Genomic DNA, 16876 nt, shown 5'->3' on the forward strand with positions numbered 1-16876 from the left:
GACCATCTCCGGAACGAAGGAGTTCGTGTGCACATCGACGACCTGCTGGCCCCCCTGCCCGCGCCCGTCGCCGTCACCGCGGCCGATGTCCGCACCGAGGTCGACCCCACCGACGTGCTCCTCGTCCTCGACGACGACCCGACCGGCACGCAGTCGGTCGCGAACCTCCCGGTCCTCACCCGGTGGGAGCGCGCCGATCTGGACGAGGCCCTCGCGACGGGCGCCGCCGCCGTGTACGTGCTCACGAACACCCGGTCCCTCGACGAGGACGCCGCCGCCGCCCGCAACCGCGAGATCGTCGACGTGGCTCTCGCCGCCGCCGAGGCCCAGGGGCGGCGCGTCACGTTCGTCTCGCGCGGCGACTCGACGCTGCGCGGGCACTTCCCGCTCGAGACCGACGTCCTCTCCGCGGAGATCGGCTCCCGCTCCGGTCGCGCCCCCGCGCTGACCCTGCTCGTCCCCGCCTTCCCCGACGCCGGCCGGATCACGGTCGACTCCGTGCACTACTGGGTGACCGACGGCGAGGCGACCCCGGTGGGCGAGACCCCCTTCGCGGCCGACGCGACCTTCGGCTACGTGTCCTCAGACCTGCGCGAATGGGTCGCCGAGAAGACGGGCGGACGCATCCCGGCGTCCGCGGTCGCGGGCCTCGACATCCGCACCATCCGCGCGGGCGTGGAGGCCGTGGCCGGCTTCCTCGCAACCCTGACCGACGGCGCGGTCGTCGCGGTCGACGTGGTCGAGGAATCCGATATGCGCGTCGTCGCGCTCGCGCTGCACCGCCTGCGGGACCGCGACGTGCTCCTCCGGGTCGGCCCGCCCTACGTGCGCGCGCACATCGGGCAGGAGATCGCCGATCCGGTACGCGCGGAGGACATCCCCTTCGCGCACGACCGCGGCGGCCTCGTGGTCGTCGGCAGCCACGTGCCGCTCACCACCGCCCAGCTCGAGGCCCTCACGGCAGCTCGACCGAACACCCGCACGATCGAGCTCGACGTGCGCGCCCTCATCGGCCCCGAGCGCGAGACCCACCTCGAGACGCAGGCGCACGCGGTCGCCGACGCCCTCGCCACGGGTACCGTGATCGTGCACACCACCCGCGAGCTCGTCACCGGCGCCGACGGTGACGAGAGCCTCGCGATCGCCCGCCGCATCTCCAGCGGAGTGGTCGACCTCGTGCGTCGAGTGCTCGCCATCGCGCCGCCCCGCTTCGTCATCGCGAAGGGCGGCATCACGTCGAGCGACGTCGCCAGTGAAGCGCTCGAGATCCGCCGGGCCACCGTGCTCGGCCCCATGCTGCCCGGCCTCGTGTCGCTGTGGCAGCCGGAGACCGGCCCCGCGGTCGGCATCCCGTACGTCGTGTTCGCCGGCAACGTCGGCGACGCGGACTCCCTCGTCACCGTCGTCGCCACTCTCGCAGGCGACGATGGACACAACCCGGAAGGACACTCATGACATCCACCGTCGCTGTCATCGGACTCGGCGCCATGGGGCTGCCGATGGCCACCCGCCTCGCCGAGCGCTTCGACGTGCGCGGCTTCGACATCGCCGCCGAACGCATCGCTCTCGCGGCGGAGGCGGGCGTGACGCCGGCATCGTCCGCAGCCGACGCCGTGGACGGTGCGGACGCGGTGCTCGTCGCCGTCCGGACCGGTGCGCAGCTCGAGGCGCTGCTCTTCGGTGAGGACGGGCTCGCCCCGCACCTCGCCGAGGGTGCGGTCGTGATCCTCACCAGCACGGTGGGGACGGACGGCATCGACGCGATCGCCACCCAGCTCGCCGCGCACGGTGCGCAGCTCGTGGACGCCCCGCTCTCCGGTGGTCCGGTCCGGGCGGGGGAGGGCGACCTCCTCATCGTCGTCGGCGCCACCCCGAGCGCTCTGGAGACGGCGCGCCCGGTGCTCGACCAGCTCGCCTCCACGCTGTCCATCGTCGGCGACAAGCCCGGCGACGGCCAGGCGCTGAAGACCGTCAACCAGCTCCTCTGCGGCGTGCACATCGCCGCGGCCGCGGAAGCGCTCGCCCTCGCGGACGCCCTCGGCCTGGACCGCGCCCGCACACTCGACGCGCTGACCGCCGGGGCTGCCAACTCCTTCATGCTCGGCAACCGCGGCCCGCGCGCCCTGCAGGCGTACGACGAGGACGGCGCGGAGGTGCTGAGCCGCCTCGACATCTTCGTCAAGGACCTCGGCATCGTCGGCGACGCCGCGCGCCGTGCGCACCTGTCCACGCCGGTCGCCGCCGCGGCCGAGCAGCTGTTCCTCCTCGGCGAAGCGCAGGGCCTCGGCGCTCTGGACGACTCCGCCGTCATCCGCGTCGTCGCACCCGAACGACTGTCCTGAGCGCGACGTCGCGCCCTCACTGAAAGAAGAGATCCAGAGATGCTTCCTCTTCCGATCCTCATCCTGATCGGCCGGGCGGGCCTCGGCCTGCTGCTCCTGCTCATCATCCGGTTCAAGATGCAGGCGTTCTACGCCCTCATCCTCGTATCGATCATCGTCGGCATCGCGGCAGGCCTGCCGCTGACCACGATCCCCGCCGACGGCGACACCCCCGAGCAGCTCGGCGTCATCCAGGCGATCATCGCCGGTGTCGGCGGCACCCTCGGCTCGGTCGCGGTACTCGTCGCCCTCGGGTCGATGCTCGGCAAGATCATCGAGCTGTCCGGCGGTGCCGAGTCGCTCGCGGGGCGCTTCACCGGCTGGCTGGGCCCGAAGCGCGTCGGCATCGCGCTCGTCATCGCCGCCGGCATCCTGGCGATCCCGGTGTTCTTCGACGCCGGCTTCATCATCCTCATCCCCATCGTGTTCGCCTTCTCGAAGGTGGCCGGTCTCAACCCGATCAAGTTCGGTCTCCCGGTCGCCGGTATCATGCTCGCCGTGCACGTCGCGGTGCCGCCGCACCCGGGCATCGTCGGCGGGTCCGCGATCCTCGGCGCCGACATCGGCTGGGTGACGATCTTCGCGCTCGCGATCTCCGTGCCGCTCGCGGTCCTGTCCTACCTCGTGGCGAAGTGGATCAACACCCGTGAGTTCGCGATGCTCGCCGCCACCAAGGAGATGTACGACAACTTCGGCACGGAGAAGTCGACGCTCACCGGCGGACTCGGCGAGGGCGAGAAGGCGCCGGGCGCCGGCACGGTCCTCGGCCTCATCCTCCTGCCGCTCGTGCTCATCATGCTCGGCACCGCCGTGGCGCCGCTGTTCGAGGCGGGCACGTTCTGGAACGGATTCCTCAGCATGGTCGGCCAGCCGATCTTCGCGCTCATGGTCGCGATCGCCGCCGCGATGTACCTGCTCGGCGTGCGCCGCGGCTGGTCGGCCGCGCACCTCGGCGAGGTCATGGAGTCGGCGCTGCCGGCCGCTGCGGTCATCATCCTCGTCACCGGTGCCGGTGGCGCGTTCGGGCGCGTCCTCACCGAGACCGGGATCGGCGGCGCGGTCGCCGAGGTGCTCGCCTCCAGCGGGATGCCCCTGCTGCTCGCGGCCTTCCTCATCTCGCTCATCATGCGTGCGGCTCAGGGGTCGGCCACCGTCGCGATCGCGACGACCGCGGGCCTCCTCCTGCCCTCGGTCTCCGCGATGGGACTCGACACCGTGCACACCGCGCTGCTCGCGGTCGCCATCGGCTACGGTGGCCTCGGCCTCAGCCACGTGAACGACTCCGGCTTCTGGGTGGTCACGCGGTACCTCGGTCTCTCGGTCAAGGACGGCCTGCGCACGTGGACGCCTCTGACGACGGTGCTCGGGGTCTCTGGATTCGTGCTGACCTGGGTGCTGTACGCGGTGATCCCGGTCTCCTGACCGTGCTCGCACGAACGGCCGTCACCTCCGGGTGGCGGCCGTCCGTCGTTCTCGGCAGGTGGTGACCGGAGCCGCCGCGGACTACGCTCGCGGGATGAGCGGACTGATCCCGTACCTGCTGTTCCCCGGCAACGCCGCCGAAGCACTCGGCCATTACCGCGATGTGTTCGGCGGTGAGCTCCAGTTGATGGACTACGCGAGCGCCGGCCGTCACGACGGCCCGGGCGACGCGGTCGCACACGGGCAGCTCGGCGGTCCGGTCGAACTCGCCGGGGCCGACGCGGGAGCCGACGACGACGCCGTTCAGATGAGCGGGATGTTCCTCTCGCTCCTCGGAACAGCCGACCCCGGAACGCTGACCCGCTGGTACGACGAGCTTTCCGGCGGCGGCCGCGTCATCGACCCGCTGCAGCGGCGCCCGTGGGGAGATGTCGACGGCACCCTCGTCGACCGCTACGGCATCCGCTGGCTGATCGGCTTCCACCCCGAAGACTGACCCGAGACCCCGGGTTCACGCCGAGACCCCCTCCTACCTGCGCAGGTACGAGGGGGTCTCGGCGGTAAAGCGGGGTCTCGGGGTCAGGAGGAAGAGGAGGAGAACAGGCGCTGGAGGCGCTGGACGCCCTCGAGGAGCTGGTCGTCGCCGAGCGCATACGACATGCGGATGTAGCCGGACGGACCGAACGCCTCTCCGGGGACGACGGCGACCTCGGCCTGGTCGAGGATGAGGTCGGCGAGCTCGAGGGACGTCGTCGGGGTCACGCCGCCCCAGGTGCGGCCGAGCAGGCCCTGCACATCGGGGTAGACGTAGAACGCGCCGAGCGGGTTCGGCACCACGAGCCCGTCGATCTTCGACAGCTCCGACACGATCAGCTGACGGCGGCGGTCGAAGGCCTCGCGCATCTTCTCGGCCTCGTCCTGCGGACCGTTGAGCGCCGCGATCGCCGCCTTCTGTGCGACGTTGTTGACGTTGCTCGTGAGGTGCGACTGCAGGTTGCCGGCGATCTTGATGGCGTCGGCCGGGCCCACCATCCAGCCCACGCGCCAGCCGGTCATGGCATAGGTCTTGGCCACGCCGTTGACGAGGATCGTCTGGTTCGCGGCCTCCGGCACGGCATCCACGATCGAGGTCGCCGTCACCGCGGTCCCTGAGCCCGTCGAAGGGTAGGTGAGGTTCTGGTAGATCTCGTCGCTGATGATCCAGATGCCGTGCTCCACCGCCCACTCGCCGATGGACTTCGTCTCCTCGGCCGTGTACACGGAACCGGTGGGGTTCGACGGCGACACGAAGACGAGGACGGTGGTGCGGTCGGTGCGCGCGGCCTCGAGCTGCTCGACGGTGACCTTGTACTCCTGGTCGGCGCCCGCGAAGACCTCGACCGGGGTGCCGTCGGCGAGACGGATCGCCTCCGGGTAGGTCGTCCAGTACGGGGCCGGGAGCAGCACCTCGTCGCCGGGGTTCACGACCGCCTGGAACGCCTGGTACACCGACTGCTTGCCGCCGTTGGTCACGATGACCTGTGCAGGGGAGACCTCGAGTCCGGAGTCGCGGAGCGTCTTTGCGGCGATCGCCTCGCGCAGCGCCGGGAGGCCGGGAGCAGGGGTGTAGCGATAGCTCGCCGGGTCGGCCAGCGCCTCAGCCGCCGCGTCCACGATGAACTGGGGGGTGGCGAAGTCGGGCTCGCCCGCGGCATACGAGATGACGGGCTTGCCCTCGGCCTTGAGGGCCTTGGCCTTGGCGTCGACCTTGAGGGTCGCGGACTCGGCGATGGCGGACAGCTTGCGGGAGAGAGGAGCGCGTTCGGTCACGGTTACGAGCGTACTCGGGTCGATGCGCCGCGTGAGGTGTGGGATGCCGCCAAGATCCGAGGTTCTTTCGGGTTCGACAGGTCAGTCAGTGGAGAGGCCGTGGGCCTGCGCGACGGCGTCCAGCGTGATGCGCCCGCCCTGCACGTTGAGCCCCTTCGCGAGGGCAGCGTCGTCGGAGGCCGCCCGCTCCCAGCCCTTGGCGGCGATGGCCGAGACGTAGGGGAGAGTGGCGTTCGTCAGCGCCCTGGTCGCGGTCGTCGGCACGGCTCCCGGCATGTTCGCGACGCAGTAGTAGATCGAGTCGTGCACCGCGAAGGTCGGGTCGTCGTGCGTGGTCGGACGGGAGCCCTCGAAGCACCCGCCCTGGTCGATCGCGATGTCGACGAGCACGGACCCCGGCTTCATGGCGGCGACCATGTCGTCGGTCACCAGCTTGGGGGCCGCGGCACCGGGGATGAGGACCGAGCCGATGACGAGATCCGCCGACGTCAGCTCCTCGGCGATGTCGTAGCGGCTCGATGCCCGGGTCTCCAGAGCGCCGCCGTAGCGGTGTTCGAGCTCGCGCAGCCGGGGGAGCGCCACGTCGACGACGGTGACCTTCGATCCGAGTCCGAGCGCGTTCGCGGCCGCGTGCTCTCCGGCGACGCCACCGCCGATGACCACGGTCTTGGCCCGGGGAGTGCCGGCGATGCCGCCCAGCAGCATGCCGCGGCCGCCCTGCGAGCGCAGCAGCGAGTGGGAGCCCATGATGACGGACAGGCGACCGGCGATCTCGCTCATCGGCACGAGCAGGGGCAGCGTACGGTCGGGCAGCTGCACGGTCTCGTAGGCGACGGCCGTCGTCCCTGCGGCGACGAGGGCCTCGGTCAGCGGACGGTCCGCCGCGAGGTGGAGGTAGGTGAAGAGCGTGAGGTCGGGTCGGAGGAAGCCGTATTCCTCGGCGACGGGTTCCTTGACCTTGATGAGCAGGTCGGCCTCTCCCCAGGCGTCGGCGGCGGTGTCCACGATCTCCGCACCGGCCGCGCGGTACGCGTCGTCGTCGATGCTCGATCCGATGCCGGCACCCGACTGCACGAGCACCCGGTGTCCCTCCCGTACGAGCCGATCGGCGCCGGCCGGGGTGAGGGCGACGCGGTTCTCGTTGTTCTTGACTTCGGTCGGGACGCCGATCTTCATCGATCCTCCAGGTGTCGGGGCGCAGGGTGCAGACAAGGATCGCAGAAACGTCGCGAGATGGACACAATCAGTGAAGAGTCTTCGGCGACGGGTCGAATCCTGAATAATGCTTCGTATGACCACCGCCGCCGCGTCGTCCGAGCCGAACAGCGTTCGGGCGCCCGCCCTCGACTCCGTCGACGCGCGGATCGTGCAGCTCCTCACCGCCGACGGGAGGATGACGAACGCGGAGCTCGCCGGGCGACTGGGAGTCGCGCCGTCGACCGCGCACGCACGGCTGCGCGGGCTGATCGAGCGCGGGGTCATCACCGGCTTCCATGCGAGCGTCGACGAACGCGAGCTCGGCGCCGGACTTCAGGCGATCATCGGCGTCAGCCTGCGTCCGGCCGCCCGACGGGAGAGCATCGTCGAGTTCGCCGATCGGGTGCGCGCGCTGCCGCAGGTGATCCAGGTGTTCTTCCTCGGCGGTGACGACGACTTCCTCCTGCACATCGCCGTCGCCGACTCCTCGGAGATGCGCGAGTTCGTGCTCGAGCACCTGTCCGCGCAGAGCAGCGTGGCGTCGACCCGCACGAGCATCGTGTTCGACTACCACCGCAACTCGGTCGCCGCGTCGTTCCACTGAGTCGGCGGGCGGCGACTCAGGTCTCGAACGAGGAGGGGACTGCGCAGTAGTCGGCGAAACGCCGGGTGGGATGGGCCGGATCGGTCACGTCGACCAGGGCGTTCGCCGCGGTGTGCGGGGGCTCGTCTCCCGCGAGCTGCCACAGGACGTAGTTCCACATCCCGCGCGTACTCGGAGCCACGATCGGGCCCGGGCCGGACACGATGAGCACAGCTCCGCTGTCCGTGGCACGGAAGGGGCCCACCACGTCGGCGCGGAGGGCGGCTTCGTCCCCGTCAGCGGTGTGCGCACGCTCGACGGTCTGGCCCGCCGTGGTCAGGGCTGTCGCGAGGTCGTCCGCGGCTGCGCGGGAGCGCTCGGCATCGGCGCCGGCGACCGCGAGCAGTCGTCGTCCGCGCGGATAGAGGTGCAGGAACTCCTCGGCGATGCTGCTCCATACGTCGCTCATGGCTCCAGGCTACGCCCGGCAGGGAGGGGGCGGGTCGGGCACGACGCGGCGATGCCGCAGACCCCACGGCCTGCGGCATCCCGGCGTCGTCAGTCCTCGTCGACCAGGAACCGGCTGTAGGCGCCCAGGGTGAGGAAGGTGGGGAACTCCTCGCGGAGCGCGACCTCGCGGAAGATCTCGGCGGCGTCGTCGAAGCGGTCGCCCTCGCGTCTGTCGACCTCGCTGAGCACTTCCGCGATCAGCCCCTCGACGTACTCGACCGTGATGGCCGTGCCGTCCTGCGTGGTGCGGTCCTGATGGATCCACTGCCACACCTGCGAGCGGCTGATCTCCGCGGTCGCGGCGTCCTCCATGAGGTTGTCGATGGCCACGGCGCCGAGTCCGCGCAGCCACGCCTCCAGGTAGCGGATGGCGACGGACACGTTGTCCCGCACGCCCTGCGCGGTGATCGGACGACCGATGTGCAGGTCGAGCAGGTCGCGCGCCTCCACGTGCACGTCGTCGCGCTGACGGTCGACCTGGTTCGGGCGGTCGCCGAGCACGGCGTCGAACTCGGCCTGCGCCGTCGGGATCAGGTCGGGGTGGGCGACCCAGGTGCCGTCGAAGCCGTCGCCGGCCTCGCGCTTCTTGTCAGCCGACACCTTCTCGACCGCGCGTGCCGTCACCTCGGGGTCGCGGCGGTTCGGGATGAACGCGCTCATGCCGCCGATCGCGAAGGCTCCGCGCTTGTGGCAGGTCTGCACGAGGAGCTCGGTGTACGCCCGCATGAAGGGCACCGTCATCGTGACCTCGCTGCGGTCGGGGAGCACGAAGCGGGCGCCGCGGCCGCGGTAGTTCTTGATGATGGAGAAGATGTAATCCCAGCGTCCGGCGTTGAGGCCCGCGCAGTGATCGCGCAGCTCGTAGAGGATCTCATCCATCTCGAACGCGGCCGGCAGGGTCTCGATCAGCACGGTCGCGCGGATGGTGCCGTGCGGGATGCCGATGTACTCCTCGCTGAAGGAGAACACGTCGTCCCACAGCTTCGCCTCTTCGCTGGACTCGAGCTTGGCGATGTAGAAGTACGGTCCGCGGCCGGCCTCGATCAGCGCCTGCGCGTTGTGCAGGAAGTAGAGACCGAAGTCGACCAGGGAGCCGGATGCCGACGTGGGCCGGCCGGCGCGGTCGATGAAGGTGAGGTGCTTCTCCGGCAGATGCCAGCCACGGGGGCGCATCACGATCGTGGGCGTGCGCTCGGCGGTGACCCGGTACTCCTTGCCCTCGGGGGAGGTGAAGGAGAGCTCGCCGCGGATCGCGTCGCGGAGGGACAGCTGCCCCTCGATGACGTTCTTCCAAGTGGGGCTCGTGGCGTCCTCCTGGTCGGCGAGCCACACCCGCGCACCGGAGTTCAGGGCGTTGACGGTCATCTTCGGATCGGTGGGCCCGGTGATCTCGACGCGGCGGTCCTCGAGTCCCGGTCCGGCGCCGGCGACCCGCCAGGTGGTGTCCTGGCGGATGTGCGCGGTGTCCTCTCGGAACTGCGGGTCGTGTCCGTTGCCGATCTCGAAGCGGCGACGCATCCGGTCGGCCAGCCGGTCGTGGCGGCGGGAGGCGAACCGGTGGTGGAGTTCGGTGAGGAAGGCGATCGCCTCCGGGGTCAGGATCTCGCTGTAGCGGTCGCGCATGGGCCCGGCGATCTCGATCGCGGGGCCCTGTCGGGTCGTCTGCATCGGTGCGGTGGTCATGATGGTGTCCTTTGCCTTGAGCCGAGCCCCCGGGTTGTCGTCGAGACCCCGGGCTCCCGGCGTGTGCGGGGCGGGGTCTCGACGAGAACCGGGGGTCTCGGGGGAAGTGGGGGGAGAAATACTGGGTCAGTGGAACTGGGCGGTCTCGGTGGAGCCGGCGAGGGCGAGGGTGGCGCTGTCGGGGTTGAGCGCGGTGGAGATGACGTCGAAGTAGCCGGTGCCCGCCTCGCGCTGGTGCTTGGTGGCGGTGTACCCGTCGGCTTCGGCGGCGAACTCGGCTTCCTGCAGCTCGACGTAGGCGCTCATGGCGCGCTCGGCATAACCGCGGGCGAGGTCGAACATGGAGTGGTTCAGGGCGTGGAACCCGGCCAGGGTGATGAACTGGAACTTGTAGCCCAGGTCTGCCAGCTCCTGCTGGAACGTCGCGATCTCGGCGTCCGACAGGTGGCGCTTCCAGTTGAAGCTCGGCGAGCAGTTGTAGGCCAGGAGCTTACCGGGGAACCGCGCGTGGATGGCCGCGGCGAACTCCCGCGCCAGCTCGATGTCCGGCTCCCCGGTCTCGACCCAGAGCAGGTCGGCGTACGGGGCGAAGGCGAGGCCGCGGCTGATGACCGACTCGATGCCGGGGCGGACCCGGTAGAAGCCCTCGGACGTGCGCTCGCCTGTGGTGAACTCCCGGTCGCGCTCGTCGACGTCGCTCGTGAGCAGATCGGCGGCGAGGGCGTCGGTGCGGGCGATGATGACGGTCGGAACGCCGGCGACGTCCGCCGCGAGACGGGCCGCGTTGAGAGTGCGGATGTGCTGCTGCGTGGGCACGAGCACCTTGCCGCCGAGGTGGCCGCACTTCTTCTCGCTCGCGAGCTGGTCCTCCCAGTGGATGCCGGCGGCACCGGACTGGATGAGCGACTGCGCGAGCTCGTAGGCGTTCAGCGGTCCGCCGAAACCCGCCTCGGCGTCGGCGACGATCGGCGCGAGCCAGTCCTGCGTGATCTCACCCTCGGCGTGCTCGAGCTGGTCCTGCCGGAGCAGGGCGTTGTTGATGCGACGCACGACCGCCGGGACCGAGTTCGCCGGATAGAGCGACTGGTCGGGGTAGGTCTGTCCGGCGAGGTTGCCGTCGGCGGCGACCTGCCATCCGGAGAGGTAGATGGCCTTCAGGCCGGCGCGCACCTGCTGCACGGCTTGGCCGCCGGTGTAGGCGCCGAGCGCCCGGATGTAGTCCTCCGTGTGCAGGAGGTTCCAGAGGTTCTCCGCACCGCGGTGGGCGAGGGTGGCGTCCTCGCGGACCGAGCCGCGGATGCGGACGACGTCGTCGGCGGAGTACGTGCGCTCGACGCCGTCCCAGCGCGGGTCGGTGTCCCAGATCTCCTGGAGCTGCGCCGCCGTCTGGACCTGATCGCCGGCGCGCAGGCCGGCGGGGCGCGGGGTGGGGGTCGCTGCGGTGTTCGTCATGGTGTCTCCTCGGATGGGAATCGGCGTCGGTGCCGATGGCGTGCCTCCACTGTGTGTGAAGTTCTGTGCCTCTCCAGTGCCGAATCGAGGAGAAGTTTGACTGAATTTCTGTTTTCGTGACAGACTCGGCCCGCGCGCGCCGCTCACGCGGCCTCGCGGGATCAGGAAAGACCCCGGCCCGGCCTCGCGAGGAGCGTTCCCGATCCCGCACCGACGCGGACGGTGGTGGGCTGAGAGGAGCCGACATGGACGACACCACGGAAGAGACCGACGCCCTCACTGTCGGGCGGCGCATCCGCCAGCTGCGCACAGCGCGGGGCCTGACGCTCGAAGAGCTCGCAGCCGCGGTCGAGCGGGCGCCGAGCCAGATGTCGATGATCGAGACGGGCAAGCGCGAGCCCAAGCTCACGCAGCTCCAGGCGATCGCCCGCGCGCTCGGGGTGACCATCGATGCGCTGCTCACGGGGGAGCCGCTCGACGAGCGCAGCGCGATCGAGATCGCCTTGGAGCGCGCGATGAAGGGGCAGACGTTCCAGGCGCTGGGCATCGCGCCGTTCCGCATCGCCAAGAGTATGCCGACGGAGGCGCTGAAGGCGCTGCTGGCGCTGCAGGGGGAGATCGACCGACTCAAGGACGAGCGCGCCGCGACCCCGGAGGAGGCCCGGCGCGCCAACGTCGAACTGCGACATCTGATGCGCCGGCAGGACAACCACTTCGCCGAGCTGGAGGCGAAGGCGGCCGAGATCCTCGCGGCCGTCGGCCATCCCGGGGGACCGCTGACCCAGCGCACCGCCTCCGAGATCGCGGCCCATCTCGGCTTCACCCTCCACTACGCTCCCGACCTGCCGCAGACGACCCGCAGCGTCGCCGACCTCGCCAACGGCCGGCTGTACCTGTCGAGCAGCGTCCCGGCGAAGGGAGACGCACGCACCGCGGTGCTGCAGGCGCTGTCGAGCCGCATCCTGGGGCACTCCGAGCCGCGCAGCTACGCCGAGTTCCTCCGGCAGCGGGTGGAGACGAACTACCTCACCGGTGCCCTGCTCATCCCGGAGGCGCACGTCGTCCCCGCGTTGCAGGACGCCAAGCAGCGGAGGGCGATCTCCATCGAAGACCTCCGTGACGCGTACTCGGTGTCGTATGAGACAGCGGCGCACCGGTTCACGAACCTCGCGACGCGGCACCTCGACATCCCCGTGCACTTCCTCAAGGTGCATGAGTCGGGCACCATCACGAAGGCGTACGAGAACGACGACGTGAACTTCCCGACCGACCGGCTCGGCGCCATCGAGGGGCAGATGTGCTGCCGCCGGTGGACCTCCCGGGTGGTGTTCGACGAGGACGACCGGTTCAACCCGTACTACCAGTACACCGACACCGGGAACGGCACCTACTGGTGCACCGCCCGTGTGGAGGCATCGAGCGAGGGTCTGCACTCGGTGAGCGTCGGGGTGCGGTTCGATGACACGAAGTGGTTCGTCGGCAGGGACACCCCGCACCGCGGTGTGTCGAAGCACTCGGTCGAGGTGTGCTGCCGTCGGGCTCCCGCCGAGCTGGAGGAGCGGTGGCGCGAGAACTCCTGGCCCAACGTGAAGACCCCGCGCACGCTGCTGGCGACGCTGCCCACCGGTGCCTTCCCCGGCGTGGACACGACCGATGTGTACGAGTTCCTGGAGTCCCACGCGCCCCGGTGATCCCGCTCGGTACGCTCGGTCGATGAGCAGTGCCGTCTTCCCCGGTCCCTTCGGCCCGATTCCCGAGGCGGGTGCCGCCGCGATCCTGTGGATGCCATCGCCGGCGGAGGCCCCGCGGCCGGTCCGCTTCGTCGACGGTTTCGAGCCGTTCGCCGACTTCCTGCGGGGCCTCGGGATCGACCCCGCGCTGCTGGCCGACGACCTCGCGGCGACGTGGGATGTGGTGGCAGCGCGTCCTGAGATCCTCGACCGCCCGGACCTCGCGGCGGCCGCCGCGCGCTTCGTCGGCAACGTCATCGCGGTCGTGCACCCGGCCGCGACCTGGCGGATGACGAGCGAGCCGGAGATCGGGACGAACACCCTCTCCATCCCGGTCGCGGGTCTCGTGCAGGGGATGGTGCAGCAGCCCGACCAGCGGGATGCGTTCCTGCAGATGCTCGCGTCGTGGGAGCAGGACGACATCGATGACGAGGAGATGAGAGCGCTGTCCGCGGAGGATTCCGCTCCCGCGGTCGTCGTCGTCCCGGCGCGCGCGTATGTCCGGCCCGCTCTCCCGCCCCTGACCTTCCACGACGACCGCGGCGAGGTCATCCGTTACGGACGCCGCTGGCCCGATGGCATCGCGCCGGAGGAGTCGTACTCTCGGGAGAGCCACCCGGAGCGCTTCGCACCGCTGCTTCTCGTGGTCGACGCGCTCGTCGAGCACCTCTCCCGCGAGTACGAGGTCGAGGCGCGGCGAGAGTCGGGGGAGGACGGGACGGAGCGCGTCGTGCTCGAACCGGCGCGCGGTGCGCGAGTCGTCATCACGCCGACCGTTCCCTCCGTCAGCGTCGAGGCGGGCGCCCACTTCCACGCGATCGTGCCGTCGTGCATCTGCGATGCCTGCGACGAGACCGCCGAGACGGCGGCGGACGAGCTGGAGCGGATCCTGCTGTCGGTCGCCGCCGGTGGCTTCCGGGAGAAGTATCCTGTCGGTCGCCGCGCGTGGCTGTACACCGAGATCCGGTCGCCGGACGGCGAGCGGCGGGAGAGCAGCTCAGGCCCCGCTCCGGAGATGCCCGCGAAGGCGCGAGAGCGCACGGCCGCCCTGCTGCGCGGGCTCGACGACGGCTGGTGGCCCGCCTGGCCGCTCCGCTCGACCCCGGTCTGACCCCGCCCGTTCCGTCCCGGCCTGGACACTGTTCCTTCTCGTTCTCTCCCCGGGCCACGGATGCACGACCGTGTTGCGCGCGCACGAGCCGAGGCCCGGGGGAGTCGTGCATCCGTCACCGGATCGTGTGGATGGAGTTAGTTTGATCTTGCTTAGTCAAGATTGACTATGTTACTTTCATCGAGCCATCAATGACGAACGGCCGAGAAGGGACCCTCATGGCTACTTCCTCTGCGGAAACCCGATTCCGCACCACTGCCACCCTGACGTGCGTTCTCGCCGCCACGCTGACGCTCGGAGCATGCTCCTCGCCGGCGCCCGGCGGCGATACCGCCCCCACGAGCGCGGGCGGCAGCGACGCCTGCCAGCGCAACCAGGATGCCGGCACCATCACCTACATCTCCGGCTACGGCTACTCCGCCAGCGCCGGGCAGCTCGACGTGTTCCTGGCGAAGGAGCTGGGCTACTTCGACGACCTCTGCCTCGACGTGGAGATCAACGCGTCCGGTGCGAACGGGCAGCAGCTCGTCGCTTCCGGGCAGGCGCAGTTCACCGCTCTCGGCTCCGCCTCCGATGTGATGCTCGCCGCGGCGAACAGCAAGAACCTCACCGCGGTCGCGACCTACGGCACGACCCCGCCGTTCTCGATCTTCGGCAACGAGAAGCTCACCGACCTCACCGACCTCGAAGGCGGCTCGCTGGGGTACTTCATCAACCTCACGCCCATCGCCTCGGCCATGCTCGATGAGGCCGGGGTCGACGTCTCGAAGGTCGAGATGGTGAAGATGACCAACTACGACCCGACCGTCGTCGTGCGCGAGCAGGTCGACGCGATCGTCGGCTACGCCTCCAACCAGCCGCAGACCCTCAAGGCACAGGGCCTCCCGTTCAGCGAGTTCCTGCCCTCCGACCTCGGCGTCGAGGGCACGTACAACGTCATGGAGGTGAACTCGCGCTTCCTCGACGAGCACCGTGAGGTCGCCGCCGACTTCATGCGCGCGAGCCTCAAGGCCCTGCAGTTCTGCCTCGACGAGGCGGACGAATGCATCGACATGCTGGCGGCCCTCGCGGAGGAGAACGGCCAGGGTGCGGCGTTCCCGCGCGATCAGCTCGCCCGTACGTGGGAGGTCGAGTCGGCCTGGGTGCGCGAGAGCGCGGGCGGCAACCCCGGCGTGCAGACCGAGGACATGTGGCAGCCCGAGTACGAGATCGTGCAGGAGTACGGCGACGTCAAGGACCTCCCCGCCATCGCCGACATGATGGACCCGGATCTCGTGGCCGACCTGTACGACGGCGACACCCTCGTCTGGGCGGAGAAGTGATGACCGCGGCACACGGCGCGGGCGTCGAGGTCAGGAACGTCTCGAAGTCCTTCGGCGTCGACGGAGCCCAGGTGACGGTGCTCGACGATGTGAGCCTCACGATCGGCATGGGCGAGTTCGTGTCGGTCATCGGTCCCAGCGGATGCGGCAAGTCCACGCTGCTCAAGGTGGTCGCCGGACTCCTCGACGCCGACTCCGGCACCGTCACGATCGACGGCGAGAGCGTCACGGCGGCCTCGCGCGACAAGAAGATCGGTCTCGTCCCGCAGTCCCCGGCGCTGCTGCCGTGGAAGACGGTGCGCGAGAACGTCGAGCTCCCCGTGCGGATCAACCGCGGGGCCAACGGCGACCGCGCACTCCGCGACCCCGCCGAGCTGCTGTCGACGTTCGGCCTCGGGCATGCGCTGAAGAAGTACCCGGGGCAGCTCTCCGGCGGTATGCAGCAGCGCGCCGCGATCGCCAGGGCCTTCGTGTTCGACCCGGCGATCATGCTGATGGACGAGCCGTTCTCCGCCCTCGACGAGATGAACCGCGACCTGCAGCGCATCGCCCTGCTGGACTTCTGGCAGTCGAACCGCAAGGCCGTGATGTTCGTGACGCACTCGGTGCCGGAGGCGATCATGCTCTCCGACCGGATCGTGGTGATGGCGGCCCACCCTGGCCGCATCGCCGAGGTGATCGATGTGAACCTCCCGCGACCGCGCACCGAGGAGGCGTACGCGACGGACGAGTTCCGCGACCTGGAGGCAGTCGTGCGCGGTGCGCTGCGCGCGCAGACGGAGAAGGCCCATGTCTGAGCTGACGATGAGAGACACCACCGCCACCCTCGCCACGGCGCGGCTGAAGGCGCAGCCCCGCCGCGGCATCCCCGGCTGGCTCCGCTGGGGCTCGTGGGGACCGACCCTGATCACGTTCGTGATCGCGGCTCTGCTCTGGCAGATCGTGGCGTGGACCAACCCGTACGTCCTGCCGACGCTGGAGGCCATCGGCGCCAGCCTCGTCGAGGACCCGGGCATGTACTGGTCGAACTTCCTCGTGACGCTGCTGGAGGTCGTCGTCGGGGCCTCCGCCGGCATACTGGCGGGCTTCCTGCTGGCCGTCGTGATGGCCGAGTTCCAGATCATCGAGCGGGCCGTCATGCCGCTGGTCATCATCGTGATGGTGACGCCGATCGTCGCGATCGCCCCGGCGCTGGTCGTCGCCTTCGGGTTCGGCATGGTGCCGAAGTTCATCGTCACAGGACTCGTGGTCTTCTTCCCCATGCTCGTGAACTCGCTCGCCGGCCTCCGCGACGTGGACCAGAAGGCGCTCGACGTGTTCACGACGCTGCACGCCTCGCGGTGGGAGATCTTCCGCGAGCTGCGGTTCCCCGGCAGCATGCCGTACGTGTTCGCCGGTCTGCGGATCGCACTGCCCCTCGCCGTCGTCGGCGCCGCCGTGGCCGAGTTCGTCGCGGCCGGTCAGCAGGCCGGTCTCGGCTCCCTCGTCACCACCTCGGCGGCACAGGCGAACCTGCCCGTGACCTGGGCGAGCATCGCTCTGCTCTGCCTGCTCGGGGTGCTCCTCATCGTGCTCCTCGCGGTGGTGCGCCGGCGCGTCCTGTGGTGGAGCGACGGCGAGGTCACCGCGAAGGGCTGACCGCACGACCCCCGGTCCCGGGGGCGCGACCCCGCGCC

Annotated in this window: 15 protein-coding genes; 10 read left to right on the forward strand and 5 right to left on the reverse strand. The window is 70.2% G+C overall.

Features of this window, described 5'->3' with window-relative positions; translation table 11 throughout:
- Positions 1–27: 27 nt before the first annotated feature.
- The 4 genes from AB0P08_RS11160 to AB0P08_RS11175 all read left to right on the forward strand — a co-directional run bounded on the left by AB0P08_RS11160 (position 28) and on the right by AB0P08_RS11175 (position 4299).
- Positions 28–1455: a four-carbon acid sugar kinase family protein gene (locus tag AB0P08_RS11160; RefSeq protein ID WP_363589910.1), complete on the forward strand. Its 1428-nt coding sequence runs from the start codon at positions 28–30 to the stop codon at positions 1453–1455.
- The gene (locus tag AB0P08_RS11165; RefSeq protein WP_187662226.1) at positions 1452–2342 is read left to right on the forward strand and encodes an NAD(P)-dependent oxidoreductase; all 891 of its coding nucleotides are present in this window, start codon (positions 1452–1454) and stop codon (positions 2340–2342) included. The genes AB0P08_RS11160 and AB0P08_RS11165 overlap by 4 nt, the downstream gene beginning before the upstream one ends.
- A 39-nt stretch (positions 2343–2381) precedes the next feature.
- Complete coding sequence (locus tag AB0P08_RS11170; protein ID WP_363589911.1) at positions 2382–3803, forward strand: GntP family transporter; 1422 nt, start codon at positions 2382–2384, stop codon at positions 3801–3803.
- Between the two features lie 94 nt (positions 3804–3897).
- Positions 3898–4299, forward strand: a complete 402-nt coding sequence (locus tag AB0P08_RS11175; protein ID WP_363589912.1) for a VOC family protein — start codon at positions 3898–3900, stop codon at positions 4297–4299.
- Between the two features lie 83 nt (positions 4300–4382).
- Here AB0P08_RS11175 and AB0P08_RS11180 read toward each other — a convergent pair whose 3' ends face one another.
- Positions 4383–5612: a pyridoxal phosphate-dependent aminotransferase gene (locus tag AB0P08_RS11180; protein WP_363589913.1), complete on the reverse strand. Its 1230-nt coding sequence runs from the start codon at positions 5610–5612 to the stop codon at positions 4383–4385.
- 81 nt (positions 5613–5693) lie between these two features.
- Positions 5694–6788: an alanine dehydrogenase gene (gene ald / locus AB0P08_RS11185; RefSeq protein ID WP_268776668.1), complete on the reverse strand. Its 1095-nt coding sequence runs from the start codon at positions 6786–6788 to the stop codon at positions 5694–5696.
- Between the two features lie 106 nt (positions 6789–6894).
- Between ald and AB0P08_RS11190 the strand changes: the two genes are divergently transcribed.
- Positions 6895–7413 carry an Lrp/AsnC family transcriptional regulator gene (locus AB0P08_RS11190; RefSeq protein WP_363589914.1) on the forward strand — a complete coding sequence of 173 codons (519 nt, stop codon included), beginning with the start codon at positions 6895–6897 and terminating at the stop codon, positions 7411–7413.
- A gap of 16 nt (positions 7414–7429) precedes the next feature.
- On the opposite strand, the gene AB0P08_RS11195 is transcribed toward AB0P08_RS11190, so the two are convergent.
- The 3 genes from AB0P08_RS11195 to aceA form a co-directional block, all read right to left on the reverse strand.
- Entirely contained in the window at positions 7430–7861 is a 432-nt protein-coding gene (locus AB0P08_RS11195) for a hypothetical protein (protein WP_363589915.1), read from the reverse strand.
- 89 nt (positions 7862–7950) lie between these two features.
- Positions 7951–9585, reverse strand: coding sequence for a malate synthase A (gene aceB / locus AB0P08_RS11200; protein ID WP_363589916.1), 1635 nt, complete (start codon positions 9583–9585; stop codon positions 7951–7953).
- Positions 9586–9711: 126 nt separating this feature from the next.
- Positions 9712–11037, reverse strand: coding sequence for an isocitrate lyase (aceA, locus tag AB0P08_RS11205; RefSeq protein WP_363589917.1), 1326 nt, complete (start codon positions 11035–11037; stop codon positions 9712–9714).
- Positions 11038–11282: 245 nt separating this feature from the next.
- On the opposite strand from aceA, the gene AB0P08_RS11210 reads away from it, so the two are divergent.
- From AB0P08_RS11210 to AB0P08_RS11230, 5 genes are all read left to right on the forward strand, one after another.
- Positions 11283–12728 carry a helix-turn-helix domain-containing protein gene (locus AB0P08_RS11210; RefSeq protein ID WP_363589918.1) on the forward strand — a complete coding sequence of 482 codons (1446 nt, stop codon included), beginning with the start codon at positions 11283–11285 and terminating at the stop codon, positions 12726–12728.
- Positions 12729–12750: 22 nt separating this feature from the next.
- Positions 12751–13878: a DUF6226 family protein gene (locus AB0P08_RS11215; RefSeq protein WP_363589919.1), complete on the forward strand. Its 1128-nt coding sequence runs from the start codon at positions 12751–12753 to the stop codon at positions 13876–13878.
- Positions 13879–14096: 218 nt separating this feature from the next.
- Positions 14097–15200, forward strand: coding sequence for an ABC transporter substrate-binding protein (locus AB0P08_RS11220; protein ID WP_363589920.1), 1104 nt, complete (start codon positions 14097–14099; stop codon positions 15198–15200).
- A complete protein-coding gene (locus tag AB0P08_RS11225; protein WP_187662214.1) occupies positions 15200–15997 on the forward strand; it encodes an ABC transporter ATP-binding protein in 798 nt (265 codons plus the stop codon). Before AB0P08_RS11220 ends, AB0P08_RS11225 begins: the two co-directional genes overlap by 1 nt.
- Entirely contained in the window at positions 15990–16838 is an 849-nt protein-coding gene (locus AB0P08_RS11230; protein WP_363589921.1) for an ABC transporter permease, read from the forward strand. Before AB0P08_RS11225 ends, AB0P08_RS11230 begins: the two co-directional genes overlap by 8 nt.
- Positions 16839–16876 lie beyond the last annotated feature (38 nt).

The sequence above is a fragment of the Microbacterium meiriae genome (assembly GCF_040686935.1).
Lineage (GTDB): Bacteria > Actinomycetota > Actinomycetes > Actinomycetales > Microbacteriaceae > Microbacterium > Microbacterium meiriae.